This window comes from Pseudomonas sp. SBT1-2 (genome assembly GCF_028640875.1).
Lineage (GTDB): Bacteria > Pseudomonadota > Gammaproteobacteria > Pseudomonadales > Pseudomonadaceae > Aquipseudomonas > Aquipseudomonas chlororaphis_I.
In genome coordinates, this window is record NZ_JAQZAA010000106.1 from 70398 (window position 1) to 96499 (window position 26102).

Here is a 26102-nt window from a genome sequence, read left to right on the forward strand (position 1 = left end):
GTCACAGGGACGCGACGGAATTCCGATAACCGTCAATGGGACACCGCACATGAAAGCCTCCACACTCCTGCTCGCCGGTCTGATGATTGCCAGCTCGGGTGCAGCGTTCGCCGAAGGCGGCGCTGAACGCATGAAGCACTACTGGGACAACTTCCCCATCAGCCAGCAGATACCCCGCACCGATAGCGAACAGACATCCTCCGAGAGCGGGAAAAAACCCCAGGCACCCGTCGAGGATCCGAGCCGCACCCCTGCGCAACCGGACGCCTGAAACGCCCCGAGCTCTACTCCTCTCTGGCGATAATGCTCCTTTGGCAGAGAGGATCTTCCGGCGCCCTTTCACGGGCGCCTTTTTTATCGCCGTCGATATCAGCGACATGACCATGGGCTATCAACTTTCTGACGTCAAAATGACAATTACGCCATATAGGCAACCGTCACTGCCCGCTGTATTAATATAAGTTCCCGCTGAACTTAGACATATATTGAAACAGTAAATAACACATGATCAGTTTGCAGGAGCGAGCGGGCGGCGATCCGACTTGCCCGCGATGAACTTGAGAGCACCGCGCGTCTCCACTCGATACGCAGTAGCGTTAACGACCATCGCGAGCAAGCTTCACTCCTACAATGGATCACCTTACTTGGGGCAGTCAGTGACCGGCTGTCTAAAACAGGCACAAGCCATTGATATCAGGCACTTTAAATCTTGACCCTAAAGCCACTTCAGGCTTGAGCATTCCCTCACCCGAACGGCTGAGGCTATTTATCAGCTGCAACTTCGCGGGGTTTTATGGCTGGTCCAACAACAACTTCATATCCAGCGCCATTGAATTCTTTTTAATGATCAAGAGGTCACTTTTCCATGCGCATTCTGGTTGTCGAAGACGAGCGTAAAACTGCCGATTACTTGCATCAGGGGCTGACCGAAAGCGGTTATGTGGTCGACCGCGCCGCCACTGGTGTCGACGGGCTTTACCTGATCGAACAGCAAAACTACGAACTGGTGATTCTGGACGTCAACCTGCCGGAAAAGGACGGCTGGCAGGTGCTGGAAGACATGCGCAAGGACAGCAGCACCCGGGTGATGATGCTCTCGGCGCGCGGGCGCCTGGCCGACAAGGTCAAGGGACTGGACCTGGGGGCCGACGATTACCTGGTCAAGCCATTCGAGTTCCCCGAACTGCTGGCGCGGGTGCGCACCCTGCTGCGGCGCAGCGAGAACCTGCCGGCGACCGACACCCTGCGGGTCGCCGACCTCGAGCTCGACCCGCGCCGGCACCGGGCCTATCGCGGTTCGCGGCGCATCGACCTGACCACCAAGGAATTCACCCTATTGCAGGTGCTGATGCGCCAGTCGGGCGAGGTGCTGACCCGGACCCAGATCATTTCCCTGGTCTGGGACATGAACTTCGACTGCGACACCAACGTGGTGGAGGTCTCCATCAGCCGCCTGCGGGCGAAGATCGACGATGCCAGCGATATCAAGCTGATCCACACCATCCGTGGTGTCGGCTATGTCCTGGAAGTGCGCCAATGAAAGCCGCGCAACGCACCGCCAGCAGCCTGTCCATGCGCCTGGGGCTGACCGTCAGCCTGATGGGCGCCGGCCTGGTTTTACTGCTCGCGACCCTGGCCTACCTGGCCCTCAGCCATGAACTGGGCAGCCTGGCGCGGGAAAGCCTGGACAGCAAGCTCGAACAGATCCGCCACACCCTGACCAGCGACCTGAAGACCGGCGATATCGCCGCCCGCCCGCATTCGCTGCTGGACCTGGTAATGGGCCACGACAACCTGCACCTGAGCATTTTCGGCGCCGAGCCCCAGGCCGAAGCGCTGCTGAACATCGGCAATCGCAACCTGGGTCCGCTGCCCGAAGCCCTGACCCAGCCGGAAAGCCCGGCGTTCCTCGACTGGCTCGACAGCGCCGGCAACCGGTTGCTCAGCGCCTCCAGCCTGATAACCCTGCGCAATGGCGAACAGGTGCGGGTGGTGCTGTCCCTGGACCGGGCCAACGACCAGGCGCTGCTCAGTGCCTACCTGCGTTCCACGGTGATCGCCCTGCCCCTGCTGCTGATGCTGATCGGCATCGGCGCCTGGTGGGTGGTGCAGCGTGGCCTGGCGCCGTTGCAGCAGTTCAGCCGGGTCGCCGCCAAGGTCACCACCCAGGACCTGACCCATCGCCTGTCGCCGGACAACCTGCCACGGGAGCTGGCCGAGCTGGCCCACAGCATCAATTTCATGCTGCACCGGCTCGACGGCGGCGTGCAGCAACTCTCACAATTCTCCGACGACCTGGCCCACGAGCTGCGCTCGCCCATCACCAACCTGATGGGCAAGGCCCAGGTCACCCTGTCCCGGGAGCGCCCGCCGCACGAGTACAAGGCGGTGCTGGAGTCGAGCACCGAAGAGCTGGAGCGCCTGACCCGGATCGTCAGCGACATGCTGTTCCTCGCCCAGGTCAGCCATCCGGCGTCCCAGGTGGCGTTCGAAGAAATCTCCCTGGGCGATGAAGCGCGGCGGGTCATGGAACTGTTCGCCCTGAGCGCCGAGGAAAAACACCTGGGCATCAGCCTGTCCGGCGATGGCCTGGTGTACGGCGACCGCCTGATGATCCAGCGGGCGATCTCCAACCTGCTGTCCAACGCCATCCGTCACAGCCCCCGGGCGTCGAGCATTTCGATTCTGGTGGAGGAACACGATTCGAGCGTGTCGCTGTCGGTGGGCAACCCCGGCGCCGGTATCCCGGAGCAGCACCTGGAGCACCTGTTCGAGCGTTTCTACCGGGTCGACAGCAGCCGCTCGCGCGCCGAAGGCGGTACGGGACTGGGCTTGGCGATCGTGCGTTCGATCATGAACCTGCATCAGGGGCGGACCGAGGTCAGCAGCGTACCGGGCAGTTTTACCTTGTTCCGCCTGGTGTTTGCCCGGCTCAATCATCCGCCGCGGGCGTAAGGCCCCTGGACGAACTGGGTACCAGGGCGTCCTGGGGCGTGAGTTCATCGGCCAGGGGTTTACAGGGTCTTGTTCCAGAACAGCATCCGGCCATGGCTCGGGTCGAGCATCGCATCGTCGAAGCCGAACTTGCGGTAGGACGCCTGGGCCACCGCGTTGCCCTCCAGCACTTCCAGGGTGATCTTGCAGCAGCCGCGCTGGCGGGCAATCTCCTCGACCTTCTGCAGCATTTTCTGGCTCAGGCCCAGGCCGCGGAATTTATCGATCACCGACACGTCGTGCACATTGACCAGCGGCCGGCCGGCAAAGGTGGAAAAACCCTCGAAGCAATTCACCAGCCCGGCCGGTTCGCCACCGACAAAGGCCAGCACGCTGAAAGCATGGGGGCGCTTGGCCAGTTCGCCGGGCAACTGCCGCAACAGATCGGCGTCCAGCGGCTGGCCGCCGCCCATCGGGTCCTGGGCATAGTGATTGAGCACCAGGGCGATTGCCTCGGCGTGTACCGGATTGGTGTAGCTGGCCTGGAGTACCAATACGTCTGCAACGTCCATGTCTGTCCTCAACAGTGATTGATCCGGGCGGGTCCCCGGGAGAGCGATTGTAAACACCGGCACATGACCAAACGAGCGGCTAGCGCGTCAAGCGCTACCGTTCTTTGTCCTCGACCGCCTCCGCGCCCCAGATCTGCGCTTCGCTCCAGCCCAGCTCGGCAAAATCCTCGGCGCGCAGGGCCGCCTCGCCCGCACAGAAAAACTCGTCCAGCTGCGGCGGCGCCACCCGGGTGCCGCTGAGCATGGCATGCACCTGGCCACGGTGATGCAACTGGTGCTCGAACAGGTGCGAAAGCATGCGCAGCCGGGTATCGCGCTGCGGCTTTTCCCGGGCGATGGTGACGATCCGCGCAAGGTCCACATCCCGTTGCTGCTCGCAATAGGCGATCAGCCGGCGGTCCACCAGCGCCTGTTCGCGCCGCAGGTCGGCGGCCTGGTCGAAAGGCTCCTCAATCTCGAAAAACACATAGCAGTCGGCCCGTGGCGCCTCGCCGCGCAGCTCCCGCTCCAGCGCGTCGACGTAGAACCAGTCGCAGGTGAGGATGTGGTTGAGGGTGGCTTTCAGGCTGGGAAAGAAGCTCACCCGCGGCGCCGCCAGCTCGCTCGGGGTGAGTATTTCCCAGGCCTTGCCCAGGCGGTGATTGGCCCAGGCGTTCTGGTAAGCCATGGTCAGCAGATGATGGGACAGGGGCTGGTTCACGGTCAGGTCTCCCGTGTGATGATCAGGCGTGTTCAGCCGAAACGCTGCAGCTGCATCTCCTTCAGACGACTGAGGGTACGGCGGAATGGAAACTCCAGGTAGCCCTCGGTGTACAAGGCCTCCATCGGCACCCGCGCTTCGAGGTACAGCGGCACCTTGCGGTCGTAGCACTCGTCCACCAGGGCAATGAACCGCCGCACGCTGTCATCGTGCACCGACAACTGCGGCAGCTCGCGATCGCCGGCCACCACTCGCTCGGCGCCGTCCTCGGTGCCCCGGGCAATCCGTCCCGGGCGCTGTTGCGCGCTGAGCTCGGGCACTTCGCTGAGCAGGATCGCGCTGAAACGGTCGCACAGGGCCATGAAGTCCATGGCGGCGAACGGCTGCTCGCACAGGTCGGCGAAACGACACCAGAGCACCCGCTCGCTGGCCTTGATCACCTGGACCTCGCGGTAGCCCACCGGCAGTACCGCACTGGACGCCGCCTGCCCCGCCGCCAGCTGTTCGAACACCGGGCCCAGGGCACTCGGTTGGCCGGCCGGGGTCAGCCAATAACGCTGGGTCAGCGCCCCCGGGTGCAGGCGATGGTCCTGGGCGCCGTCCACCGCCACCACCTGCAGATGCGCCTCGATCGCCGCGATTGCCGGCAGGAACCGCTCGCGGTTGAAACCGTCGGCATACAGCTGTTGCGGCGGCTGGTTGGAGGTGCAGACCATCACCACGCCCTGTTCGAACATCACCTGGAACAGGCGCCCGAGAATGATCGCGTCGCCGATGTCGTTGACGAACAGTTCGTCGAAACACAGCACCCGCACCTCTTCGCTCAGCTCGCGGGCCAGGGCTTGCAGCGGGTCGGCGGTGCCGGTCAGCTGGAATGAGCGCTGGTGGACCCAGCCCATGAAATGGTGGAAGTGCTGACGTCGCGCCGGCACCTCAAGGCTTTGATAGAACTGGTCCATCAGCCAGGTCTTGCCCCGGCCCACGGGGCCCCACAGATAGACCCCGGTGATCGATTTGCGCCCTTCATGCAGGGCGACATGGCACTGCTGCAGGGCCAGCATCGCCCGCTCCTGGGCTTCGTCGGCGACAAAACCGCGCTCCTGGAGGGCGTACTGATAGGCGCTGAGGGGAGAATCGAAAGGCATGGGGTCCACGCATCCGCAAATGGGCCGCGCAGTATGCCATGCCTCGCCTGGCGACCGCTGCGTCGGGATGCCGCCCAGGTCGATCGCAGCCTCGCTGTCGCTCCGCAGCGGCTACAAGGAACACGGCGCCTGTGTAGCCGCTGCCGAGCAGCGCGAGGCTGCGATCGGCAACGCAGTGGCCGCAATCCGGGCCGCGCGTTCTACCTGATACACCGCGTGCCCAGGTTTTGCGGCAACTGCTTTGCCGATCGCAGGCTTCGCCAGCGGCTACAGCGAGCGCGGGCGCGACGGCTACAGCGAGATATCCAGCCGGGCGATCTTGCCCTGCTCGTCGAGGCGGAACACGTAGCGCAACTCCAGCGGGCTGCCGGGGAAGCTGCCGGAAATCAGGTTGTCCACCAGCACCTTGCCGGTGCGCTGCTGGACCTTGAGCACCTCGAGCCGTGGCTGGTAACGGCGGGCAGTGTCCTCCATCCATTGGGCGATGGCGCGGGTGCCGGCCTGATGCTGGCCCTCATCGAACACCTGGGCGTCTTCGGCGAAGAAACTGGCGACCGCCGAACTGTCACGACCATTGGTGGCTGCAAGGTAGGCGGCGATGGCCGGTGCGAGAGAAGTGGCTGTGCTGGACATGGTACTGCGGCTCCTTGTTTATCGTTGCGGGAGCCATGCTAAAACGCCGTCGCGTCAGTTCTTGTCAGGAGTGAAACGCCCGGCATCGTCCAGTTGCATGCGCTGGCGCCAGGTGCGCAACAGGTCGCTGCGGCGCCCCGGATATCGCTGGCCCTGCTCGCTCGCGGCGGCGATCCGGTCGGTGCGAAAGGTGCGGAAATCATCGCGCAGCTCACACCAGGCGACTATCACCCGCGCCTCGTTCATAAAGCCCAGGGCCAGCGGCCAGATCAGGCGCTGGCTGGGGGTCTTGTTCACATCGGCGTAATCGATGTGCAGCTTGGCCTGCTCGCGGATCGCCTGGCGAAACACGTTCAGCGGCACCACGTTTTCCGGGTAGCAATAAGCCGGCGGGCCGGGCAGCACCGTCGGGTTGTGCAAGGCTTCCTGGGCCGCCGGGGCCAGCACCGCGGCGATCTTCGCCAGGGCATCGGCGGCGGCCTTGCCCAGCACCTCGTCGCCACGCTGGTCGACATAACGCAGGCCGAGGACGATGGCTTCGGTCTCGTCGGCGTTGAGCATCAGCGGTGGCAGGAACAGGCCGCTGCGCAGCACATAGCCGATCCCCGCCTCGCCATGGATCGGCGCGCCCAGGGCCGTCAGCTCGGCGATGTCGCGGTACAGGGTGCGCTCGGACACCTCCAGCTCGGCCGCCAGCGCCGCGGCGGTCACCGGGCAGCGCTTGCCGCGCAGCACTTGCAACAGGGTCAACAAACGAGTGGTGCGCGACACGTCATCAGGCTCGGCAGGGAAGGATCGGCGCAGCTTAACAGAGCCCCCTGTCAGGATCTGTCAGTAGCGAACTCTGACCTCGCTGGAGAAACGCGGTGTCTGGTTTGGCGAGCGCTTTGTCGGAATGCCGCCCAGCTCGATCGCAGCCTCGCTGACGCTCGGCAGCGGCTACGGACGCGGTGCCTTTGTAGCCGCTGCCGAGCCCGCGAGGCTGCGATCGGCAACGCAGTTGCCGCAAAACCTGAGTCCGCGGTGGATCAGGAGGAACGCGCGGCCTGTAGTGCGTTGTGGCGCGGCGTTAAATCAACCCTTCTGGCCCCGACGCCTTTCTGGCATCCTGCGCCTCCATTTTTCTGACCGGGTCCGCAGATTTTGCCTTACGTCCTCCGACAGCCCGCGTCGCGCCCCTTTTCTCCACGTGTTTCATGCCCTATCGACACGTCATTGGCAGGCTTTTCCCATGACCGCACCTGATCGCTCCACGCCGCGCTACAAGTCCGACCTGATCTATGGCCTGGAGGACCGCCCGCATTTCAGCGCGGCGATCTTCGCCGCGCTGCAACATGTGCTGGCGAGCTTTGTCGGCATCATCTCGCCGACCCTGATCTTCGGCGGCGTGCTGGGCCTGCAGAACGAAACGCCCTACCTGATCAGCATGGCGCTGTTCGTCTCGGGCCTGGGCACCTTCGTCCAGGCCCGGCGCCTGGGGCCGATCGGCTCCGGGCTGCTGTGCGTGCAGGGCACCAGTTTCTCCTTTATCAGCGTGCTGCTCAGCGCCGGCCTGATGGTCAAGGGCCGCGGCGGCAGCAACGAGGAAATCCTCTCGACCATCTTCGGCATCTGCTTCTGCGCGGCCTTTATCGAGATGTTCCTCAGCCAGTTCATCGGCAAGCTGCGCAAGCTGATCACTCCGGTGGTCACCGGCACCATCATTACCCTGATGGGCCTGTCGCTGATCAAGGTGGCGGTCACCGACATGGCCGGCGGCTTCGGCGCGCCGGACCTGGGCGCCGCCAGCAACCTCGGCCTGGCCGCCCTGGTGCTGCTGACCATTGTGGTACTCAACCGCTTCAGTCATCCGATGCTGCGCCTGGGCTCGATCGTCATCGGCCTGACCCTGGGCTTCGTGGTCGCCTGGCTGCTGGGCCGGGTCGACCTGGCGACGATGCCGGAAGTACCGATGGTCAGCGTGCCGGTGCCGTTCAAGTACGGTTTCTCCTTCGACCTGATCGCTTTCATTCCGCTGGCGGTGATTTTCCTGATCTCGCCCCTGGAAGCGGCCGGCGACCTGACCGCCAACTCGATGATTTCCCAACAGCCGGTCAAGGGCCCGCTGTACATCAAGCGCATCAAGTCCGGGCTGCTGGCCGACGGTTTCAACTCGATGGTGGCGGCGGTGTTCAACAGCCTGCCGATGGTCACCTTCGCCCAGAACAACGGGGTGATCCAGCTGACCGGCGTGGCCAGCCGCTACGTGGCGTATTTCATTGCCGGCCTGCTGGTGCTGCTGGGGCTGTTCCCGGTGATCGGCGCGGTGCTGCAACTGATGCCCAAGCCGGTGCTGGGCGGCGCGACCCTGATTATGTTCGGCACCGTGGCCGTGGCCGGGATCAAGATCCTCGCCGAAGCCGGGCTGCATCGACGCAACGTGCTGATCGTGGCGATTTCCCTGGGCATGGGCCTGGGCGTGGCGGCGGTGCCGGAAGTCCTGCGCGAACTGCCCAAGGCGCTGCACAACATCTTCGAATCGCCGATCACCGTGGGCGCGATGTGCGCGATCCTGCTGAACATCTTCCTGCCGGAAGAGTTCATCGAGCTGGAAGAAGACGAGTTCGACCCGGAAGCGGCGACCCTCAAGGTCATGCAGGACCCGGATGTAAGCGCCAAAGCCAACGCGTAAGCGCAATGTGTTTCTGTAGGAGCGAAGCTTGCTCGCGATGGCGTCGGTGGCGACACCACCAGACGGCAGGCCTCAAGCTCACTACCAGCCCTACCGGCCTCATCGCCGGCAAGCCTGGCTCCTACAGAAGATGGCGCCCCTCAAGCAACCTTCGGTTTGTGGTGCAGACCCGGGCGCGATAGATTCAACACTGCCTTCTTTCTTTGCAGAGAGCTTCCAATGCGCAGATTCCTCGGCCTCACCCTTTCCTTGCTGTTGCTCAGCCTGAGCGCCTGCGCCCTGTTTCCCCAGCACGATCCGCTGAATATCAATGTGGTCGGCATCGAACCCCTGCCCAGCCAGGACCTGGAAGTGCGCTTCGCCGTCAAGCTGCGCCTGCAGAACCCCAACGAAACCGCGATCAACTACAACGGCGTGGCCCTGGACCTGGAGGTCAACGGCCGGCCGCTGGCCTCCGGGGTCAGCGACCAGAGCGGCAGCATCGGGCGTTTCTCCGAGGGTGTGCTGGTGGTGCCGGTCAGCGTCTCGGCCTTCGCCGTGCTGCGCCAGACCCTGGGCCTGAGCCAGACGCAAAGCCTCGACGACCTGCCCTACGTGCTGCGCGGCAAGCTCGCCGGCGGCCCGTTCGGCACTATGCGTTTCGTCGAGAAAGGCCAGCTGAGCCTGCCGAAAACCGCCAACTTCACCTGGTAATCGCACGCTTCCCTGTAGCCGCTGGCGCAGCCGTCGCCAAGCCTGCCAACGGGTTTATCCAGACAGACCACGGACTCAGGCTTTGCGGTTGCTACGTCGGAATGCCGCCCAAACCGAGCGCAGCCTCGCAAGCTCGGCAGCGGCTACACAAGCACCGCGTTCCTGTAGCCGCTGGCGCAGCCTGCGATCGGCGGCGCAGCCGTCGCCAAGCCTGCCAACGCGTTTATCCAGACAGACCGCGGACTCAGGCTTTGCGGTTGCTGCGTCGGAATGCCGCCCAAACCGAGCGCAGCCTCGCAGGCTCGGCAGCGGCTACACAAGCACCGCATTCCTGTAGCCGCTGGCGCAGCCTGCGACCGGGTGCGCAGCACCCGCAACCGGCCGCAATGCTCCCGCCGCCCTTAGAACACCGACCAGCCGATGCGCTGGCTCAGCAATTCCAGCGCCGCCATGCCCACCAGGGAATTGCCCGCCGCGTTCAATTCCGGTGACCACACGCACACCGTGAACTGCCCCGGCACCACCGCGACGATGCCGCCACCCACGCCGCTCTTGCCCGGCAGGCCGACGCGGTAGGCGAAATTGCCGGCTTCGTCATACAGGCCGCTGGTGGCCATGATCGAGTTGACCTGCTGGGTCTGGCGCGCCGTGAGGATCTGCTCGCCGCTGTGCTTGCAGAAACCGTCGTTGGCCAGGAAGCAGAAGGCCCGCGCCAGGTCGACGCAGCTCATGCGCAGCGCGCAGTGGCTGAAGTAGCTGCGCAGCACCGACTCGACATCGTTGTGGAAGTTGCCGAAGGACTGCATCAGGTAGGCCATCGCCGCATTGCGCGCGCGGTGCTGGTATTCCGAATCGGCGACGCGGCCGTCCACCAGCACCTGCATGTTGCCGGACAGACGCCGCACAAAATCGCGCATGGACAGCGCCGGCGCGGCGAAACGCGACTGGTTGATATCGCAGATCACCAGCGCCCCGGCGTTGATGAACGGGTTGCGCGGACGGCCACGCTCGAACTCCAGCTGCACCAGCGAGTTGAAAGGCTGTCCGGAAGGCTCATGCCCCAGGCGCTGCCAAATCGCCTCGCCGGAATGGCCGATGGCCTGCACCAGACTGAACACCTTGGAAATGCTCTGCACCGAGAACGGCGTATCGGCGTCGCCGGCGCTGAACACCTGGCCATCGTTGCCATACACGGCAATCCCCAGCTGGTTGGCCGGCACGTCGGCCAGCGCCGGAATGTAGCTGGCCACTTTGCCCTGGCCAATCAGGGGACGGACCTCGTCGAGGATCTCGTTCAACAACGCTTGCATGTTCAGACTCGCACTTCGTGCCTCGCACCGCCGCGAAGCTACCGCTGCTAGACGCACGCCGCCGGGTCGAGAACACAGTTGTCGTGGTTATCCCTCATACGGCCCTCACACGGCCCTCGTACAGCTCCCCGCGCGGGCGAAAAACCGGCGATAAAAATCGCCCGCGGACCGCGCATTTTTGATCGGGCAGAGCCGCAGCTGATAGGCTTTCCCCTACATTCGACAGGGAGCGCTCATGGATCTCAACGCCGCCAGGATGTTTGTCAGCGTGGTCCAATGCGGCAGCATTTCGTCCGCCGCCAACCTGCTGCAACTACCGCTGGCCACCATCCGCCGGGGCATCCGTGAACTGGAACGCAGCCTCAACGTGCAACTGCTGGAACGCTCCGCCCGCGGCACCCGGCTGACCGCCGCCGGCAGCCAGCTCTACGAACACGCCAGCCGCGGTATCGAGGCCCTGGCCGAGGGCGAACAGGCTGTCAGAAATGATCGAATTCACTTGCAGGGCCGCCTGAGCGTGTCGGTGCCGGCGGCGTTCGAGAGCTGGTGGAAACTGCTGGCCGAGTTCCAGCGGCGCCATCCCGAGGTCCAGGTCGCGGTCTACACCAGTGAGCGGGAAAGCGACCTGGCGCAGGATGGGGTCGACGTCGCCCTGCGCGTCGGGCCGCTGTTCGACGAGGATCGCCCGGCGCGCCTGCTCGGCAGCTACCGGCATATGCTGGTCGCCAGCCCGCTGCTACTGGAGCGCCTCGGCACCCCGCAAACCCCTGCCGACCTTCGCGGTTTTCCCTGCGCCGTCTGGTCGCGCCATGCCGATGCCCGGGAACAGTGGCAACTGGGCGACCAGTCCTACAGCCCCGACCCGCTGTTCGCCGCCAATGATTACCTGCACCTGCGCCAGCTGGCGCTGACCGCCAAGGTGGTCACCGAGCTGCCGGCTTTTCTCGCCGCCGAAGCGCTGCGCGACGGTCGCCTGCACGCCCTGCTGCCCCGCCTGCCGATGCCCGAACAACAGCTGCACCTGCTTTACCCGAACCAGCGCCCGCCCTCGAACATCGTCCGCGCCTACCTGGATTTCGCCCAGGACTGGCTGGTGGAGAACCCCTTGCCCGACCCGCACTGAGCGAGCGCTGATGCAGATCAGCCCAGGGCTGCCGCTCTGCCAGTAAACTACCCCCCTCACCCCGGCTGCGCCCTCACCCGCCCGCAGCCCATCCTGTGCGCCGACACTGGCGCCATCTTTCTGGAGGTGTCCCCCTTGAAAACCTGGTACTCGGTGGTCGGCGTCCTGCTGATCACCACCCTCACCGTGCTGCTGGAAATCCCCAGCGATAGCTGGCTGACCTCCGCCACCCTGAGCCTGGTCCTCGGCGCCACGGCGCTGGCCTATATGGCCCTGTCCTGCCTGCTGGCCAGCCGCTGGCGCTGGGTCGAGCGGCTGTTCGGCGGCCTCGACCGGGTCTATGAAAGCCACAAGTGGCTGGGCATCTGGGCGCTGGTCTTCGCCAGCTATCACCTGGTGTTCAAGGCCAACCTGGATCTCTGGCAAAGCGTGCCGATCATCGAGCTGTCCAAGTACTGGACGCGCATGGTGCGGCAGCTGAGCTACGTCGCCCTCGGCCTGATCGTGCTGCTGGCGCTGAACCGCAACATTCCCTACGGCCAGTGGCGCTGGTGGCACAAGCTGTCCGGGCCGCTGTTCGCGATCGTCATCCTGCACTGGCTGAGCTTCAAGTCGCCGATCGCCCTGGACAACCCCTCGGGCATCTGGCTCACCGCACTCTGCGGCCTGGGCCTGCTTGGCGCCCTGTACAAGCTGCTGCTCTATCCGTTGCTGGCCAAGGCCGGCGAATACCAGGTCAGCGCGGTGACCCTGGAGAAAAACTCCCTGCACCTGGAGCTGACCCCGCTGCACCGCGGCTTCGCCTTCAAGGCCGGGCAGTTCGCCTTTCTCGCCATGCGCGAAAAAGGCCTGCGTGAACCGCACCCCTTCACCATCGCCAGCGCCCACGCCAGCGACGGGCGCATCGAGTTCGTGATCCGCGCCCTGGGCGACTACACCCAGAAGCTGCGCCAGCAGGTCAAGGTCGGCATGCTCGCCGACCTCTACGCGCCCTATGGCCGCTTCAAGCGCCGGCTCGATGCCGGCCGGGAGATCTGGATCGGCGGTGGCGTGGGTATCTCGCCCTTTATCTCCTGGCTGCAGGATGCCGCCGCCGGGCGCTTCGACCGGGCGACCCTGGTCTACTGCTGCAACCCGTCACGGGCCTTCCCCAGCATCGAAACCTTGCAGGGCCTGGCCGAGGAACGCGGGGTGGATTTCATCGGCCACACTGACGGCGCCGACCGCCTGGGCGAAACCCTGAAACGGCTGGCCAGCGAAACCGATCCGCAACAGATCCAGATCAGTTTCTGCGGGCCCAAGGGCTTGCTCGCGCGGGTCAAGGCGTTGATGCGCGAACACGCGATCCCCGAGCGCAACCTGCACTACGAGTTCTTCGAGTTCCGCTGAACACCCTCAAGCCCGGCGCGGCTCATGCAGCATCAGCCGCACCACCAGCGCCGCGACCAGGGTGATGGCGATCAGCGCATACAGCAGCCAGGTGAAGGCCTTGGCGTACAGCCCGAGCAACAGCTCCCGGCCCAGCTCGGGCACCAACGCTGCGCTGGCCTGCAGGTTGCCGCTGGCCAGCTGCTGGGCGGCCAGCGGCAGTTGCGGATGTTCTGGCAGTGCCGCAGCCATGGACAGTTGCAGCAAGCCGGCCAGCAGGGCCACCACCAGGGCCAGGGCAATGCCTTCGCCCGCCACCCGGGTGGTGCTGAAGATGCCGGTGGCCATCCCCGCCCGTTCCTTGGGCACCACACTGACCGACAGCCCGTCCATCAAGCCCCAGGGCAAACCGGCACCGAGGCCGATCAGCAGCATGGGCAAGACATTGGCCGCCGGCGCCTGCCCCGGGGCGATCCGGCTGAGCAGATAGAGCCCGAGCGCGGCAATCACCAGGCCGACGCTGGATAGAGTCCCGGCGCTGAACCAGCGGGTCAGCCACGCCGCCAGCAACGGCACCACCACCATAGGTGCGGACAAGGCGATCATCATCAAGCCGGCATCGATCTCGCTGTAGCCTTCCACGCCGATAAAGCGGATCGGCAGCAGGATCAGCAACACCACGAAGCAATAGCAGGTGGCGATCGGCAGCAGCTGCACGCCGATAAAGCGCGGGTAACGAAACAGCGACAGGTCGAGCATCGGCCGCTTGACCCGCAGCTCCACCACGATGAACAGCAACAACGCCAGCAGAACCACCAGCAGCAGGCCCCAGACCACCGGGCTGCCCCAACCGCTTTGCGGCGCCTGCAAGATGCCCCAGGTCAGCGCCACCAGCGCCGCGGTGAAACTCAAGGTGCCGGGCCAGTCGACACCCGCCGCGTCCGGGTCGCGGGACTCCTGCATGCGCGGCACGCCGAACAGCAGCGACAGGCCGCCGATCAAGGTCCCGGAGACGAAGATCGAGCGCCAGCCGTAGGCCTCGATCAGCACCCCGGCGAGGATCGGCCCGAATGCCAGGCCGACGCCGAAGGTGGTGCCCAGCAGGCTGAAGGCGCGGGTCCGCGCCGGGCCCTCGAACTCCTGGGCCAGGGCCGCCGAACCGCCCGCCAGCGCCGCCGCGCCGGCCAGCCCCTGCACGGCCCGCAACAGGTCGAGCCAGAGCACCGAAGGCGCGAAGGCCAGGGCCAGCGACGTCAGGGCGAACAGGCCGACACCGAGGCTGAACACGCGCTTGCGCCCGTACTCGTCGGCCAGGGTGCCAGCGGCCATCAGTACGCTGCCGAAACTCAGCATGAAGGCATTGGTGATCCAGCTCAGGGCCAGGGGGCCACCGCCCAACTCGCGGCCAATGGCCGGGGTCGCCACCGCCACGCCGACGAAGGTCAGCGGCAGGATCAGCGCCGCCAGGCATACCGCGGCCAGCACCGCGTAGGAAGAACCGCCCGCGACAGCGTCAGCGAACGCGGCAGGCACATCGGTTGGCGAATTCATCGGCACCTCAGGGGGAAACGTTAAAGTGCGATCAATGGTAGATTCGCCGCAATCACCCACAAACAGGGCTCAAGTCCGTTCTTTACGGACATAAACGCTCCAATCGAGATCCCCATGGACAACCTCAGTGGCATGCTGGCCTTTGTGCGCACGGTAGAGGCCGGCAGTTTTGTCGGCGCGGCGGAACGCCTGGGCCTCTCCGCCTCGGCGGTGGGCAAAAGCCTGGCCCGCCTGGAAGAACGGCTCGGCGTGCGCCTGCTCAATCGCAGTACCCGGCGCATCAGCCTGACCGACGAAGGCACGCTGTTCTTCGAACGTTGCCAGCGCATCGTCGGCGAGGTGGAGGACGCCGAGGCCGAGCTCGCGCGCATCAGCGACAAGCCCCGCGGCAAGCTGCGGGTCAGCCTGCCCGCGATCGGCTATCGCATGCTGCTGCCGATCCTGCCGGAGTTCGCCGAACGCTACCCGGACATCGAGCTGGACCTGGATTTCAATGACCGGCTGATCGACGTGATCGCCGAAGGCGTCGACGCGGTGATCCGCAGTGGCGAGCTGGCGGACTCCCAGCTCAAGTCCCGCACACTGGGGCCGTTCCGCTTCGTGCTGGTCAGCGCCCCGCACTACTTCGCCCGCCATGGTGTGCCCGAGTGCCCCCGGGACCTGGAGCGGCATGCCTGCCTGCGCTACAAGTTTCCCGGCACCCCGCAGCTACAGGAGTGGAAACTGCGCCTGCCCAACGACGCGCCGCCGCTGGTGCTGCGCAGCGCCCTGACCAGCAACAACCTGGAGTCACTGATCTTCGCCGCCACCCAGGGCCTGGGCCTCGCCTTCGTGCCGGATTTCGTGGTGCGCCCGGCGCTGGCCGACGGCTCGCTGGTGTCGGTGCTGGACGACTATCAGATCGACAGCGGCAAGTTCTCGGTGCTCTGGCCCGGCAGTCGACATCTGCTGCCGAAACTGCGAGTGTTCGTCGACTTTCTCAGCGAACGCCTGGTGTTGGGCGGACGCTGAAAAACCACACCGGATCCACACAAGGAATGTGCTGCGAACATGAAGCCGATCCCCACCCTCTACACCGAACGCCTGATCCTGCGCCCGCTGGAGCTGGCTGACGCGGATGCCATCCAGCAGCAGTTTGCGCACTGGGAAGTGGTGCGTTATCTCAATGCGCGGGTGCCCTGGCCCTATCCCGACGATGGCGCCCTGACGTATCTGCGCGACCTGGCGCTGCCGGCCATGGAGCGCGGTGAGGAATGGCACTGGTCGATCCGCCTGAACAGCGCGCCGGAGCAACTGATCGGCAATGTCAGCCTGATGGACCAGACCGACAACAACCGCGGCTTCTGGCTGGCTCCGGCGTGGCAGGGCCAGGGCTACATGAGCGAGGCCAGCGCGGCGGTCACCGAGTACTGGTTCGAAGTGTTGGGGCGCGAGCTGATGCGGGTGCCCAAGGCCACGCCGAACCTGGCCTCGCGACGGATTTCCGAACGCGCGGGCATGCGCCTGATCCGCAGTGACGAAGACGACTTTGTCTGCGGGCGATTGCCCCGTGATATCTGGGAAATCACCCGCGAGCAATGGCGTCGCCTCAGATGAAACGCACGCCGGCCTTGGCCCGTTCGTCCACCGTCAGCTCGAACACATCCGGGCGCGCATAGTGGCCGACCACGTCGTAGTCGTAGCGCGCCCGCACCAGCTCGTCAGTGTCGATCTGCGCCGTCAGCAGGCCGGCACGGCCCACCAGCGGCCCGGCCAGCACCTCACCCATGGGCCCGACAATCACACTGCCGCCGGCAATCAGCGGGCGCTCGGCCGGCCAGTTGGCGATCTCCAGCCCCAGTTCCTGGGGTGACGCCTGTACCTGGCAGGCGCTGACCACGAAGCAGCGGCCTTCATGGGCGATGTGGCGCATGCTGACCTGCCACATCTCGCGCTCGTCCACGGTTGGCGCGCACCAGACGTCCACGCCCTTGGCGTACATCGCGGTGCGCAGCAATGGCATCATGTTTTCCCAGCAGATCACCGCGCCGACCCGGCCGACCTGGGTGTCCAGCACCGGCAGGGTCGAACCGTCGCCCTTGCCCCAAATCAGGCGCTCGGTGCCGGTCGGCATCAGCTTGCGGTGCTTGCCCACCAGGCCGTGCTGCGGGTCGAAATACAGCGCCGTGCAATACAGAGTGCTGCCGGCGCGCTCGATCACCCCCAGCACCAGGTTGGCCCCGGTGCGCGCCGCCAGGCCGGCCAGGGCCTCGGTCTCCGCGCCCGGCACCTCGACGGCGTTGGCGAAATAACGGGCGAAGGCGTCGCGGCCCTCCGGCAGGCGATAGCCGAGCTGGGTGCCGAAGCCTTCGCCCTTGGGGTAGCCGCCGAGCAAGGCTTCGGGCATCACCACCAGCTGCGCACCGGCCTCGATGATGGCGGCTTCATAGGACAGGATCTGCTCCAGGGTATCGGCCTTGCCCCCAGGCAGGGAGCCGATCTGCAACGCGGCGACAACGGACTTGGACATCGGGAAAACTCCTGTGGCGATGAAGTGTTGCCCATTGTCCGGCGCTCGCCGATCATGCAGAAAGCCCCTTCTGATACTGAATGATATGAACCAGATGAATATCGCCCAGGTCGATCTCAACCTGCTCAAGGCCTTCGAAGCCCTGCATGACGAATCCAGCGCCAGCCGCGCCGCCCTGCGCCTGGGCGTCACCCAGTCGGCCATGAGCGCGGCGCTGCGACGCCTGCGCGAGCTGTACGGCGATCAGTTGTTCGTGCGCACCGGGCGTGGCCTGGCGCCGACCCTGCGGGCCAACCAGCTCAAGCCGGTGGTCAGCGAGGCCCTGAACAAATGCCGGCAGAGCCTGGCCATGGTCGATCCCCATGCCAGCCATTATCAGGGCCGCTCGGTGGCGATCGGGCTGTCGGACGATTTCGAGATCGCCTACGGCCGGCGCCTGATCGAGGAAGTCGCCCGGCGGGCGCCGAAGCTGCGGCTGATCTTTCGCCAGAGCCACAGCCAGATCGTCGGCGAAGCGCTGTTGCAGCGCAGCATCGACCTGGCCATCAGCGCCGGCGGTTTCGCCGAACGCATGCTCAGCCGCCAGGTATTGGGGGAAGGTGGTTATCTGTGCCTGGCGGACCCGGCGAGCCTGAGGCCCGGACAGCAGGCCATCGACCTCGACGAGTTCGTCGCCCGCGAGCATGTGCTGGTGTCGTCGCAAGGGTTTATCGGGATTACCGACGAGGGTCTGGCGGCCCTGGGACTGAGTCGCCAGGTCTGCGCCTCGACCACGCATTTTGCCGCGCTGCCCCATCTGCTCAAGGGCAGCCAGGCGGTGGCGACCATTCCGGCCCACGCCGCGCGAAGCATCGCCGAACTGACCGGGCTGGCGCTGCTGCCCTGCCCGCTGGACCTGCCGCGCTACCCGATCGAGCTGGGCTGGCGCACCAGCGCGCAGATCGATCCGGTGGTGCCGAAAGTGCGCGAGGCGATCGTCGCCAGCTTCGAGCTTACTTGTTCGCCGCCATCAGGCGATTGACTTCACTGCGCACCATGTTGGCGTATTCGGGCGGCGACATGCCGTCGAGCTCGGCACGCACCCATTCGGCCCATTTGCCCTTGCGCTTGCCGCGCTCGCCGAACAACCGTGCGGCTTCGCCCTTGGCCTTGCCCAGGTTGCTCTGCCACAGCTCGAACAGACGGGACTTTTCATCTTCGATCTCTGCACGCTCGGCGAGAGTCTTGTTGGCCAGATTGAAGCTCATGGGAATTTCCTGCTGCGTAAAATAGCCGACATCTTACACTGTGACGGCTGGGGTTTTCCTGCCGGCATGGCGCGGGTGGAGAAAATATCTGCAACTTTTCGCCAGCCCCACGACTCCATTGTTCATCGCATCACTGACCCGCAAGGAGTAACTCAATGGCTCGTAAAACTGCTGCGCAAGCGGCTGACGAACAAATCAAGGACCAGGAATTCAGCGAGCTCCAGGCGTTGATCGAGGAATCGGAAAAGCTTCTGAAAAGCAGCGCATCGCTGGTCGGTGAGGAAGGCGAAAACCTGCGCCAGCAGGTCGGGTTGAAACTCAAGCAGGCGCTGGACTCGGTGTCCAGCGTGCGCGAGCGCAGCAAGCCGGTGGTGGAAGCCACCGAGCAGTACATCGGCGGCCACCCGTGGCAGACCGTGGCCATCTCCGCCGGCGTCGGCCTGGTGGTGGGCCTGTTGCTGGGGCGTCGTTCGTAACAAGCCTCGCCGCCCGATGAGAAAAGGACCAGGCCAGCGTCATGCTCGCCTGGTCCTTGCGTTTTGAAACCGCGTTTTAAAACCCGGCCAACTCCCGCAGTTGCTTGAGCTCCGCAGCGTCCAGGGCAATCCCCTCGCGCAGGGACTTTTCCCGCTGGCGATGGCGGCGATCCCCCGGCAGGCGCTTGAGCCCTACGCCGTGCATCTGCCGGATCAGCTCCTGGCTGCGCTCGGCGAAATTCTGCCCGGCGCCCTTGCTCGGATCGATGACAATCAACAACTGGCCAGTCCAGGGCGTCTTCGCGCCGGGATGGTTGGACCAGTCGAACTCGAACGAGAAATGGCCACCGGTCAGCGCCGCCGCCAGCAACTCGACCATCATCGACAGCGCCGAACCCTTGTGCCCGCCGAACGGCAGCAGCGCGCCGCCTTCGAGGATGGCTTTCGGGTCGTCGGTGGGCTGGCCGAGGCCGTCCACGCCCATGCCCGGCGGCAGGCGTTCGCCCTTGCGCGCGGCGATCTGTACGTCGCCATGGGCGATGGCGCTGGTGGCCAGGTCGAAGACGATCGGATCGCCAGCGGCCTGGGGCGCGGCAAAGGCGATCGGGTTGGTGCCGAACAACGGCCGATCGGCGCCGTGGGGCACCACGCAGGTCATGCTGTTGACCACGCTCAGGGCGACCAGCCCTTCCTCGGCGAATGGCTCGACGTCCGGCCACAGCGCGGCGAAATGATGGGAGTTGCGGATGGCCAGAATGGCGATCCCGGCGTGGCGCGCTTTCTCCACCAGCAGCGCCCGCGCCGCCGCCAGCGCCGGTTGGGCGAAACCGTTACCCGCATCGACCCGGACAAAGGCCGGGGCCACGTCTTCGACCACCGGCACGGCCTTGCCATTGACCCAGCCGCTATTGAGGGTCGATACGTAACCGGGAATACGGAACACGCCATGACTGTGGGCGCCGTCGCGTTCGGCAGCGGCACAGTTCTGCGCCAGGCAACGCGCCACTTCGGCGCTGGTGCCATGGCGCAGGAAGATCGTTTCCAGCAGCGTCACCAGTGCCTCGAGCGACAGGTGTTCCTGCGGTGTTTCAACAGCCGGGGGTGATACAGACATCTGGAGCTCCGGATTAATTATTGGAATGGGCTACAGCGTATGAAGATGCACGTGGGTGAGTGCGCCCGACGATTAAACAACGCTTTGCGCGCGCCCTGTCAACCAGGCCATGACCTCGCACAGGCGATGCCAGGAACTGACAGAGTAGCCGCGAACAGGCTGTCAGCCGAGGATGGCAAACAAAGGTGGCAGTAGCGATGACAGCCGACCGTGTGTTTTTGATCATTTTTTCACTCCAACTGTGGATACTGCTGGCCAAAGCCCGGTGTTGCAGGGGCTTCGAGGCAAAAATAAGTGCCACTTTTGATAGGCATCAGCCATGACGGCGGTTCTACAAGGCTGGCTGCGAAGGGTAGAATGCGCGAAACCAGGAAGAGCCAATGAGCGAACAGCACCTTACAGAAGCCGAATACGACGCCATCACCGATGCCGCCGCGCAGTGGTGCATGCGTCTGCATGCCGCGGACTGTACGGCCGCCGAACGCCAGGCCTTCGAGCAATGGCGCGACGCCCACCCGCTGCATGCCTTCGAATACGAAGCGATGCGGGAAATCTGGGAAGTCGCCGACCATCTGCCACGTCCGCCAGCCACCACCGTCCTGCCCCTGGCGCCACGCAAACCCTGGCGCGCCTATGGCATGGCCGCGGCGATCAGCGCCCTGGCCCTGCCCCTGGCCGCCTACAGCGGCTGGAGCCTGGGCTGGCTGCCCTCCTCCTACGAACATTTCCAGGCCGACGGCAGCATGCGCCAGGTGACCCTGGCCGATGGCAGCCAGGTCGAACTCAACCTGGGCACCGAGCTGACCTACAGCAACTACAAGGATCAGCGCCGGGTCACCCTGAAAAAAGGCGAAGCCTTCTTCAAGGTCAGCCATGACAGCAGCCACCCGTTCGTGGTCAAGGCCGCCAGCGGTGAGGTCCGGGTCACTGGCACCCAGTTCAACGTCTGGATGTACGAGGATCAGGTACGGGTCACCCTGCTCGAGGGTTCGGTGCTGGTGAACAGCGACAACAGCCACCCCGATGGCGGCTTCCGTCTCGATCCGGGCATGCAGGCGCGTTATCGCCAGGGCGATCACCAGCCGCAGATCAGCCAGACCGATGCCAACGACAGCTCGCTGGCCTGGCGCCAGGGCAAGCTGGTGCTGGACAACCTGGCCCTCGGCGAGGCCCTGCCGCTGATCAACCGCTACCTCAGCAGGCCGGTGATGCTGGCCGACAGCGCCACAGGCAACATTCGGGTCGGCGGCATCTACGACGTCAGCGCGGTCAAGAGCCTGGTGACCACGCTGCCCAAGGTGTTGCCGGTGTACCTGACCCGCAACCAGGACGGCAATCCGGTCATCAATTCGCTGCCAGGCACCACGCCAAAAAGCTGAAGGCCGCTACCCTCGCGGGTGCGGCCTGCGCTTGATGCCCGGTTGAACGCGCTTACTGGGTCGCGAGCTTGCGCAACCGATCGTCCACTTCGTGAATCACCTGCAAGCGGTACTGCGGGTCCGCCTGGATCTGCTGCTCGGTGAACGGCAACACACGCCACTGCTTCTTCGAGAACGCCTCGGTCTGGTCCCGCGAGTACGGCGACGCCGGGTCGCTGGACAGCGAGAACGCCAGCAGGCCCTGGGCATGCGGGCCCTGGTCATCGAAGGTCACCACTTGCAGGTAGCTGGTGCCGCTGACCACCTCACGCTTGCCGTCGGCCGCGGGGACGCTCTGGATCGCGTTGTACACGCCCAGGCTGGCCGGGCCGCCATGAATCGGCGTCTGTTGGCCGCCGCTGCTGACCACCTGGATATCGCCCCAACGGCTGTCGGCCTTCAGGCCCGACTCGGCCACCTGTTGCACCGAAGCCAGCATCGCCTCGCGCAGCGCCTTGGCCACCTGCGGCCGGTCGATCGCCAGGCCACGCGGCGTGTGCTGCGGGTCCCGGGCATCGAAGGCCACGCGCCAACGGTCGTCGACCGCCTCCAGCTGTTCCATGACGTTCTGGAAATGCACCAGGCCCAATCCGCTTTGCAGGTTGGCGCTGCGGTCCCAGGCCTTGAGGCTGGCGCACAGCGGCGCCAGGGCCCGGGCATCGCTGCCCAGGTCGGCGGCACAGAACTGCAACAGGTCCGGCATCACCTGCCCGGCCTGGTACACCAGGTCGTCCATCACCATGTGCTTGAGGTCGGCGGCGCTCAGCGGCGCGGCCTGGCCCGTGCCGATCAGGCGATTCAGGGCAAAACGCGCGCGCTGCCCCAGCGGCAGGTCCTGCTGGCTGATCAGCGGCGAGAAACCTTGCAACGGCGCGGCCGGGTTGACCATCCATGCCGAGTCGTTGGAGTTCTGCACGTAATCGCTGCGCAGCAGTTGCGGCAGCTGGCTGGCCGGGTAGATGCCCTTTTGCGCGGCAGCCGGGTCGATGTCCCAGGCGCAGGCCGCGCGGGAACCGTCGAGAATAATCAGCTGGGTGCCGATCCGCGGGTCGCTGCAACGCGCGAGTTTTTCCGCGCTGACGTTGGGCACCACCGACTGGTTCATGTACAGGGCCTGGCCCTGATCATCCACCGCCAGGGTATTGACCCAGGGAATACCCTGCAGCTGATGCACGGACGCTTGCAGCTCCTTGAGGCTGTGGGCCTGGTTCATCGCGTACCACTGTTGCAACACCCGGTCGTTTTCCAGGTTGGCGTCGCGCAGGCTGTAGGCGAAGCGGTTGTCCCAGTCCAGCTTGCCGGGCCACTGCACCAGCGGGCCGAATTGCGAGCTGTAGACGCTATGGCTGACAGTGGTGAGCTGGCCGTCCTCACCCTTCACCTTGACGCTGAGCGTCTGTTTGTCCAGCGGCAGGGACTGGCCGTCGAGCAGGTAGCGGGTCGGATCCTTGGGGTCCAGCTGCAGGCGGTACAGGGTGAAGTGCTTGGAGGTGTCCACCGTGTGGGTCCAGGCCAGGTGCTGGCTGAAGCCGATGTTGATCATCGGCAGGCCGGGCAAGGCGGCGCCCATGACATCCAGCTTGCCAGGAATGGTCAGGTGCATCTGGTAGAAGCGCATGCCGCCCACCCACGGGAAATGCGGGTTGGCCAGCAGCATGCCGCGGCCATTGAACGAGCGCTCGCGCCCCACGGCCACCGCGTTGCTGCCGCGGTCCAGGGCGAAACGCTGGCCGCGGGCATCCGCCTGGGCGAAGACCTGGGCCGATTGCTTCAGCTGCGCTGTGGCGGATGGCGGTGTCGCGCCCACCAGGGCTTCGGCGAACTGGCCGACGCCGCCCTCCACCAACAGCCGACGGGTCAGCTTGACCAGGTCCAGGGCGGTCAACGGCCGTAACCAGTCACCCTGGCACTGCTCGGGCAGGCCCTGGGCCCGACGCTCGGCCAGGGAGCGGTTATAGCCGGCGACATACCCTTCGATCAGTTGCCGCACCTGCGGCGTCTGCGCCTGCCAGAAGCCGAACACCGCCTGGGGCGTGTTCAGCCAATTGAAGAACAGGTCGCTGGTGAGGTTTTCCCGTTGCTCGACGGTCTGTTGCTGCGGGCCGAAGTACTTCGAGCGCTCGCCATTGACCGTCAGCACTTCGTTGGCCAGCAGGCACAGGTTGTCCTGGGCGTAGGCATAGCCGATGCCATAACCCAGTCCACGTTCGTCGGCGGCGCGAATATGCGGGACACCAAAACCGGTACGGCGAATATCGGCACTCGCCTCGCCGCCCTGTACCTCGCGTCCCTGAGCCCCCAGGCTCAACCCGAGAAACAAACCCGCAAGGCAAAACCTGGGCAACTGCCTGGAAATAATCACGCCGACTCCTGATCGAAAAAACGCAGAACCCGAGCTGGCGCGAGATGCGGCACAAGGACACGGATTCCAGCCTGGAAAGGACGGCGTCGCCCGGCATCAGCCAAGGCCCGCCTGCCCTTACAGACGAAACCGCCACGGAAAATTTAGCGGCTCGGCGCCAGGCGCGGATCGCCCGCCGACCTGGCGACGACAAAGGCCTGACAAATTTTCTACATCTGATTCCTCATGATTTGCGCGGCTCATTCGTCTAGTTATATGAGAGCACCCGTCATTTTCCTGATCAGGCTCTGAAAAGGAGTTTTTGCATGTACGACCCGCAACTGCCAACGGATGGCCACACCGCACAACCCGCGTCCTCCCTGAACGCCGGCGCCGGTGTCTTCGGCAAGCAAGCCGAGCGCAACCGCAACGAACGCATCAGGCACCTGCTCAAGAGCTTCGGCCTGCGCACCAGCCTGATTCGCCTGAAAGTCATCGATGCCTTGCTGCAGGCAGCCGAAAACCAGCGCGCCCTGGGGGTGCGTGGCATTCACAGTCATTTGCTGGAGCTGGATATCCCGCTGTCGTTCCTCAGCGTGCGCGAGGTGTTGAAGCGGCTGTGCAGCGAAGGCGTGATCACCCTCAATGCAGACAAGAGCTTCAGCCTGCATCAACAGGCTGAAGCCATACTCGACGGCCGCGACTGAGGCCGTCGGGGGGTGTCTCTCAAGGCTTGACCTTGCGCCGCATCACGCCATTGATCACGACCACGGTCACCGCCACGCCAATGGCGATGTACTGGAACATTTTCTCGGTGATCATCCCGGCGTTCTGCAGGTAAGAAAGGCCAAGCATGATTCCCAGTACCACCAGGGAAATCACAATCGAATAGATCAAGCGTTGCTTCTGGGTCATTGCGGGTTCCTGAACCTGTAAGGTGCGGCCTGAAAATGCCGCCTGTAAATGTATCGATTCTGTATCGAAACAGATGCCAAACGCCTACCGAGAATCGGGGATGGGCGCGGGCAAACGGGGTCTCATGTTACAGCCGCCGAAAAGTTTTCGCTGCATCGCGGCGGTTAAAACCCCAAGAGCCCTTTGAGGACTGCACGATGTTCCGTCGAATCACCTGGCTGATTCCCCTGCTGGCGATGCTGACCCTGTCCGGCTGCATCATCTTCCCTCACGACGGCTGGCATCACCGCCATTACGACGGCGGCCCCGGCTACCACTACCCTCGCTAAGTCACCCAGCCCGCCAGTATTTCCCCCTTGTAACCCCACCACGAAATTGCCCGACGCCCGCCTCGCCGCGGGCGTCTGTCTTTACTGTCGAGCTACGCCAGCCGGGTGTTGTGAATCCCCGGCTGGGCGAACAGTTCCACCAGCCAGTCGACGAACACCCTGACCCGCGTCGACAGGTGCCGGTGCGGCGGGTACAGCGCGCTCAACGGCATCCTGGGTGGCGGGATGTGCCGGAGCACCTCGATCAGCCGACCTTCGGCCAACTGCTGGGCGACATGGTAATAAGGTGTCTGCACCAGCCCGTAGCCCGCCTCGCAGGCGGCCAGGTAACCATCGGCGCTGTTGACCGACACCTGCTTGGGCAGCTCCGGCAACAGCACCTGGCCCTGCACCTCGAACTCCAGGCCATAACGCTTGCCGCTGACGCTGGAGAAGTATTCGATCATCTGATGCCCGGCCAGGTCGTCCAGGCTCTGCGGCACACCGCGCTGGCGCAGGTAAGCGGGACTGGCGCACGTCACCTGCTCCAGCGCCAGCAACGGCCGGGCCACCAGTGAATCGTCGAGGCACAGGCCACCGCGCAACACACAGTCCACCCCTTCGCGGATCAGGTCCACCGGCCGGTCGTTGAGGCCGATTTCCAGGTCGATCAACGGATAACGCTCGGAGAACGCCGGCAGCGCCGGGATCACCACCAGCCGCCCGATCCCCGCCGGCATGTCGATGCGCAAGGTGCCGCGCGGGTTGTGCCGCGCCACGGAAAACACCGCTTCGGTTTCCTCGAGGTCGGCCAGCAGCCGCACGCAACGCTGGTAATAGGCGGCGCCGTCCAGGGTCGGCGTGACCTGGCGGGTGGTGCGCAACAGCAGTTGCACGCCCAGATGCGCCTCCAGCTGCTTGATCAACACCGTCACCGAAGCCCGGGGCATCTGCAGGCTGTCGGCGGCCTTGGCGAAACCGCCGAGGTCGACGATACGGGTGAACACACGCATGGCGTTAAAACGGTCCATTGGCTTGGCCTGTCACGGATTATTTAGAAATAACGAATAGTGA

27 protein-coding genes are annotated in these 26102 nt (G+C 64.9%); 14 read left to right on the forward strand and 13 right to left on the reverse strand.

What is annotated here, in order from left to right; translation table 11 throughout:
• Window positions 1-49 precede the first annotated feature (49 nt).
• From PVZ78_RS22325 to PVZ78_RS22335, 3 genes are all read left to right on the forward strand, one after another.
• Window positions 50-271 (forward strand): hypothetical protein, encoded by a 222-nt coding sequence (locus tag PVZ78_RS22325; protein ID WP_009048859.1) that lies wholly within the window; start codon window positions 50-52, stop codon window positions 269-271.
• Window positions 272-865: 594 nt separating this feature from the next.
• Complete coding sequence (locus tag PVZ78_RS22330) at window positions 866-1540, forward strand: heavy metal response regulator transcription factor (protein ID WP_009048858.1); 675 nt, start codon at window positions 866-868, stop codon at window positions 1538-1540.
• A complete protein-coding gene (locus PVZ78_RS22335; RefSeq protein ID WP_009048857.1) occupies window positions 1537-2955 on the forward strand; it encodes a heavy metal sensor histidine kinase in 1419 nt (472 codons plus the stop codon). Before PVZ78_RS22330 ends, PVZ78_RS22335 begins: the two co-directional genes overlap by 4 nt.
• 59 nt (window positions 2956-3014) lie before the next feature.
• Here PVZ78_RS22335 and PVZ78_RS22340 read toward each other — a convergent pair whose 3' ends face one another.
• The 5 genes from PVZ78_RS22340 to PVZ78_RS22360 form a co-directional block, all read right to left on the reverse strand.
• Window positions 3015-3506 (reverse strand): GNAT family N-acetyltransferase, encoded by a 492-nt coding sequence (locus PVZ78_RS22340; protein ID WP_009048855.1) that lies wholly within the window; start codon window positions 3504-3506, stop codon window positions 3015-3017.
• Window positions 3507-3600: 94 nt separating this feature from the next.
• Complete coding sequence (locus tag PVZ78_RS22345) at window positions 3601-4206, reverse strand: DinB family protein (protein ID WP_009048854.1); 606 nt, start codon at window positions 4204-4206, stop codon at window positions 3601-3603.
• A 32-nt stretch (window positions 4207-4238) separates the two neighbouring features.
• Entirely contained in the window at window positions 4239-5351 is a 1113-nt protein-coding gene (gene zapE / locus PVZ78_RS22350) for a cell division protein ZapE (RefSeq protein ID WP_028682395.1), read from the reverse strand.
• Window positions 5352-5642: 291 nt separating this feature from the next.
• A complete protein-coding gene (locus PVZ78_RS22355) occupies window positions 5643-5984 on the reverse strand; it encodes a nuclear transport factor 2 family protein (RefSeq protein WP_009043734.1) in 342 nt (113 codons plus the stop codon).
• Window positions 5985-6038: 54 nt separating this feature from the next.
• The gene (locus PVZ78_RS22360) at window positions 6039-6755 is read right to left on the reverse strand and encodes a helix-turn-helix transcriptional regulator (RefSeq protein WP_009048852.1); all 717 of its coding nucleotides are present in this window, start codon (window positions 6753-6755) and stop codon (window positions 6039-6041) included.
• 460 nt (window positions 6756-7215) lie between these two features.
• Here PVZ78_RS22360 and PVZ78_RS22365 point away from each other — a divergent pair, with 460 nt between their 5' ends.
• Together PVZ78_RS22365 and PVZ78_RS22370 are read left to right on the forward strand one after the other, a co-directional pair.
• Window positions 7216-8655 (forward strand): nucleobase:cation symporter-2 family protein, encoded by a 1440-nt coding sequence (locus PVZ78_RS22365; protein ID WP_009048851.1) that lies wholly within the window; start codon window positions 7216-7218, stop codon window positions 8653-8655.
• 219 nt (window positions 8656-8874) lie between these two features.
• Window positions 8875-9348 (forward strand): LEA type 2 family protein, encoded by a 474-nt coding sequence (locus tag PVZ78_RS22370; RefSeq protein ID WP_009048850.1) that lies wholly within the window; start codon window positions 8875-8877, stop codon window positions 9346-9348.
• A 401-nt stretch (window positions 9349-9749) separates the two neighbouring features.
• Here PVZ78_RS22370 and glsB read toward each other — a convergent pair whose 3' ends face one another.
• Window positions 9750-10658, reverse strand: a complete 909-nt coding sequence (gene glsB / locus PVZ78_RS22375; protein ID WP_009048849.1) for a glutaminase B — start codon at window positions 10656-10658, stop codon at window positions 9750-9752.
• A gap of 235 nt (window positions 10659-10893) precedes the next feature.
• Between glsB and PVZ78_RS22380 the strand changes: the two genes are divergently transcribed.
• Both PVZ78_RS22380 and PVZ78_RS22385 read left to right on the forward strand, forming a co-directional pair.
• On the forward strand, window positions 10894-11781 hold the full coding sequence (locus PVZ78_RS22380; RefSeq protein ID WP_273829279.1) for a LysR family transcriptional regulator: 888 nt from the start codon (window positions 10894-10896) through the stop codon (window positions 11779-11781).
• Between the two features lie 135 nt (window positions 11782-11916).
• The gene (locus PVZ78_RS22385; RefSeq protein WP_273829280.1) at window positions 11917-13170 is read left to right on the forward strand and encodes a ferredoxin reductase family protein; all 1254 of its coding nucleotides are present in this window, start codon (window positions 11917-11919) and stop codon (window positions 13168-13170) included.
• Window positions 13171-13176: 6 nt separating this feature from the next.
• On the opposite strand, the gene PVZ78_RS22390 is transcribed toward PVZ78_RS22385, so the two are convergent.
• The gene (locus PVZ78_RS22390; protein ID WP_273829281.1) at window positions 13177-14700 is read right to left on the reverse strand and encodes an MFS transporter; all 1524 of its coding nucleotides are present in this window, start codon (window positions 14698-14700) and stop codon (window positions 13177-13179) included.
• Between the two features lie 114 nt (window positions 14701-14814).
• Between PVZ78_RS22390 and PVZ78_RS22395 the strand changes: the two genes are divergently transcribed.
• Together PVZ78_RS22395 and PVZ78_RS22400 are read left to right on the forward strand one after the other, a co-directional pair.
• Entirely contained in the window at window positions 14815-15711 is an 897-nt protein-coding gene (locus PVZ78_RS22395) for a LysR family transcriptional regulator (RefSeq protein ID WP_038579263.1), read from the forward strand.
• A 39-nt stretch (window positions 15712-15750) separates the two neighbouring features.
• Window positions 15751-16296: a GNAT family N-acetyltransferase gene (locus PVZ78_RS22400; protein WP_273829282.1), complete on the forward strand. Its 546-nt coding sequence runs from the start codon at window positions 15751-15753 to the stop codon at window positions 16294-16296.
• On the opposite strand, the gene PVZ78_RS22405 is transcribed toward PVZ78_RS22400, so the two are convergent.
• Window positions 16289-17209: a carbon-nitrogen hydrolase family protein gene (locus PVZ78_RS22405; RefSeq protein WP_273829283.1), complete on the reverse strand. Its 921-nt coding sequence runs from the start codon at window positions 17207-17209 to the stop codon at window positions 16289-16291. The genes PVZ78_RS22400 and PVZ78_RS22405 overlap by 8 nt on opposite strands.
• A gap of 85 nt (window positions 17210-17294) precedes the next feature.
• Between PVZ78_RS22405 and PVZ78_RS22410 the strand changes: the two genes are divergently transcribed.
• Window positions 17295-18230 (forward strand): LysR family transcriptional regulator, encoded by a 936-nt coding sequence (locus tag PVZ78_RS22410; protein ID WP_273829284.1) that lies wholly within the window; start codon window positions 17295-17297, stop codon window positions 18228-18230.
• On the opposite strand, the gene PVZ78_RS22415 is transcribed toward PVZ78_RS22410, so the two are convergent.
• A complete protein-coding gene (locus tag PVZ78_RS22415; RefSeq protein ID WP_007928582.1) occupies window positions 18202-18456 on the reverse strand; it encodes a hypothetical protein in 255 nt (84 codons plus the stop codon). The two genes, PVZ78_RS22410 and PVZ78_RS22415, sit on opposite strands and share 29 nt — an antisense overlap.
• A 155-nt stretch (window positions 18457-18611) precedes the next feature.
• Here PVZ78_RS22415 and PVZ78_RS22420 point away from each other — a divergent pair, with 155 nt between their 5' ends.
• Entirely contained in the window at window positions 18612-18932 is a 321-nt protein-coding gene (locus PVZ78_RS22420) for a DUF883 family protein (RefSeq protein ID WP_009048841.1), read from the forward strand.
• A 76-nt stretch (window positions 18933-19008) separates the two neighbouring features.
• Here PVZ78_RS22420 and PVZ78_RS22425 read toward each other — a convergent pair whose 3' ends face one another.
• Entirely contained in the window at window positions 19009-20046 is a 1038-nt protein-coding gene (locus PVZ78_RS22425; protein WP_016704760.1) for an Ldh family oxidoreductase, read from the reverse strand.
• A 380-nt stretch (window positions 20047-20426) separates the two neighbouring features.
• On the opposite strand from PVZ78_RS22425, the gene PVZ78_RS22430 reads away from it, so the two are divergent.
• A complete protein-coding gene (locus PVZ78_RS22430) occupies window positions 20427-21425 on the forward strand; it encodes a FecR family protein (RefSeq protein WP_028682402.1) in 999 nt (332 codons plus the stop codon).
• A gap of 52 nt (window positions 21426-21477) precedes the next feature.
• Here PVZ78_RS22430 and pvdQ read toward each other — a convergent pair whose 3' ends face one another.
• Window positions 21478-23826: a bifunctional acylase PvdQ gene (gene pvdQ / locus PVZ78_RS22435; RefSeq protein ID WP_273829285.1), complete on the reverse strand. Its 2349-nt coding sequence runs from the start codon at window positions 23824-23826 to the stop codon at window positions 21478-21480.
• A 305-nt stretch (window positions 23827-24131) separates the two neighbouring features.
• Here pvdQ and PVZ78_RS22440 point away from each other — a divergent pair, with 305 nt between their 5' ends.
• A complete protein-coding gene (locus PVZ78_RS22440; protein ID WP_009048837.1) occupies window positions 24132-24512 on the forward strand; it encodes a hypothetical protein in 381 nt (126 codons plus the stop codon).
• Between the two features lie 19 nt (window positions 24513-24531).
• Here the strand turns inward: PVZ78_RS22440 and PVZ78_RS22445 are convergent, their stop codons facing one another.
• Window positions 24532-24720, reverse strand: coding sequence for a hypothetical protein (locus tag PVZ78_RS22445; protein WP_007928588.1), 189 nt, complete (start codon window positions 24718-24720; stop codon window positions 24532-24534).
• Window positions 24721-24917: 197 nt separating this feature from the next.
• Between PVZ78_RS22445 and PVZ78_RS22450 the strand changes: the two genes are divergently transcribed.
• Window positions 24918-25049 (forward strand): hypothetical protein, encoded by a 132-nt coding sequence (locus PVZ78_RS22450; protein ID WP_009048836.1) that lies wholly within the window; start codon window positions 24918-24920, stop codon window positions 25047-25049.
• A gap of 92 nt (window positions 25050-25141) precedes the next feature.
• Here PVZ78_RS22450 and PVZ78_RS22455 read toward each other — a convergent pair whose 3' ends face one another.
• Window positions 25142-26059, reverse strand: coding sequence for a LysR family transcriptional regulator (locus tag PVZ78_RS22455; protein ID WP_009048835.1), 918 nt, complete (start codon window positions 26057-26059; stop codon window positions 25142-25144).
• Window positions 26060-26102 lie beyond the last annotated feature (43 nt).

What these genes read in the sequence shown, in the direction of transcription:
- PVZ78_RS22355 (WP_009043734.1), bottom strand. Translation starts at nt 5,984, where the DNA reads ATGTCCAGCACAGCCACTTCTCTCGCACCGGCCATCGCCGCCTACCTT.
- PVZ78_RS22430 (WP_028682402.1), top strand. Translation starts at nt 20,427, where the DNA reads ATGAGCGAACAGCACCTTACAGAAGCCGAATACGACGCCATCACCGAT.
- PVZ78_RS22445 (WP_007928588.1), bottom strand. Translation starts at nt 24,720, where the DNA reads ATGACCCAGAAGCAACGCTTGATCTATTCGATTGTGATTTCCCTGGTG.
- PVZ78_RS22330 (WP_009048858.1), top strand. Translation starts at nt 866, where the DNA reads ATGCGCATTCTGGTTGTCGAAGACGAGCGTAAAACTGCCGATTACTTG.
- PVZ78_RS22415 (WP_007928582.1), bottom strand. Translation starts at nt 18,456, where the DNA reads ATGAGCTTCAATCTGGCCAACAAGACTCTCGCCGAGCGTGCAGAGATC.
- PVZ78_RS22380 (WP_273829279.1), top strand. Translation starts at nt 10,894, where the DNA reads ATGGATCTCAACGCCGCCAGGATGTTTGTCAGCGTGGTCCAATGCGGC.
- PVZ78_RS22325 (WP_009048859.1), top strand. Translation starts at nt 50, where the DNA reads ATGAAAGCCTCCACACTCCTGCTCGCCGGTCTGATGATTGCCAGCTCG.
- PVZ78_RS22410 (WP_273829284.1), top strand. Translation starts at nt 17,295, where the DNA reads ATGAACCAGATGAATATCGCCCAGGTCGATCTCAACCTGCTCAAGGCC.
- PVZ78_RS22395 (WP_038579263.1), top strand. Translation starts at nt 14,815, where the DNA reads ATGGACAACCTCAGTGGCATGCTGGCCTTTGTGCGCACGGTAGAGGCC.
- PVZ78_RS22400 (WP_273829282.1), top strand. Translation starts at nt 15,751, where the DNA reads ATGAAGCCGATCCCCACCCTCTACACCGAACGCCTGATCCTGCGCCCG.
- PVZ78_RS22340 (WP_009048855.1), bottom strand. Translation starts at nt 3,506, where the DNA reads ATGGACGTTGCAGACGTATTGGTACTCCAGGCCAGCTACACCAATCCG.
- PVZ78_RS22440 (WP_009048837.1), top strand. Translation starts at nt 24,132, where the DNA reads ATGTACGACCCGCAACTGCCAACGGATGGCCACACCGCACAACCCGCG.
- PVZ78_RS22390 (WP_273829281.1), bottom strand. Translation starts at nt 14,700, where the DNA reads ATGAATTCGCCAACCGATGTGCCTGCCGCGTTCGCTGACGCTGTCGCG.
- zapE (WP_028682395.1), bottom strand. Translation starts at nt 5,351, where the DNA reads ATGCCTTTCGATTCTCCCCTCAGCGCCTATCAGTACGCCCTCCAGGAG.
- glsB (WP_009048849.1), bottom strand. Translation starts at nt 10,658, where the DNA reads ATGCAAGCGTTGTTGAACGAGATCCTCGACGAGGTCCGTCCCCTGATT.
- PVZ78_RS22365 (WP_009048851.1), top strand. Translation starts at nt 7,216, where the DNA reads ATGACCGCACCTGATCGCTCCACGCCGCGCTACAAGTCCGACCTGATC.
- PVZ78_RS22420 (WP_009048841.1), top strand. Translation starts at nt 18,612, where the DNA reads ATGGCTCGTAAAACTGCTGCGCAAGCGGCTGACGAACAAATCAAGGAC.
- PVZ78_RS22335 (WP_009048857.1), top strand. Translation starts at nt 1,537, where the DNA reads ATGAAAGCCGCGCAACGCACCGCCAGCAGCCTGTCCATGCGCCTGGGG.
- PVZ78_RS22450 (WP_009048836.1), top strand. Translation starts at nt 24,918, where the DNA reads ATGTTCCGTCGAATCACCTGGCTGATTCCCCTGCTGGCGATGCTGACC.
- PVZ78_RS22425 (WP_016704760.1), bottom strand. Translation starts at nt 20,046, where the DNA reads ATGTCTGTATCACCCCCGGCTGTTGAAACACCGCAGGAACACCTGTCG.
- PVZ78_RS22455 (WP_009048835.1), bottom strand. Translation starts at nt 26,059, where the DNA reads ATGGACCGTTTTAACGCCATGCGTGTGTTCACCCGTATCGTCGACCTC.
- PVZ78_RS22405 (WP_273829283.1), bottom strand. Translation starts at nt 17,209, where the DNA reads ATGTCCAAGTCCGTTGTCGCCGCGTTGCAGATCGGCTCCCTGCCTGGG.
- PVZ78_RS22370 (WP_009048850.1), top strand. Translation starts at nt 8,875, where the DNA reads ATGCGCAGATTCCTCGGCCTCACCCTTTCCTTGCTGTTGCTCAGCCTG.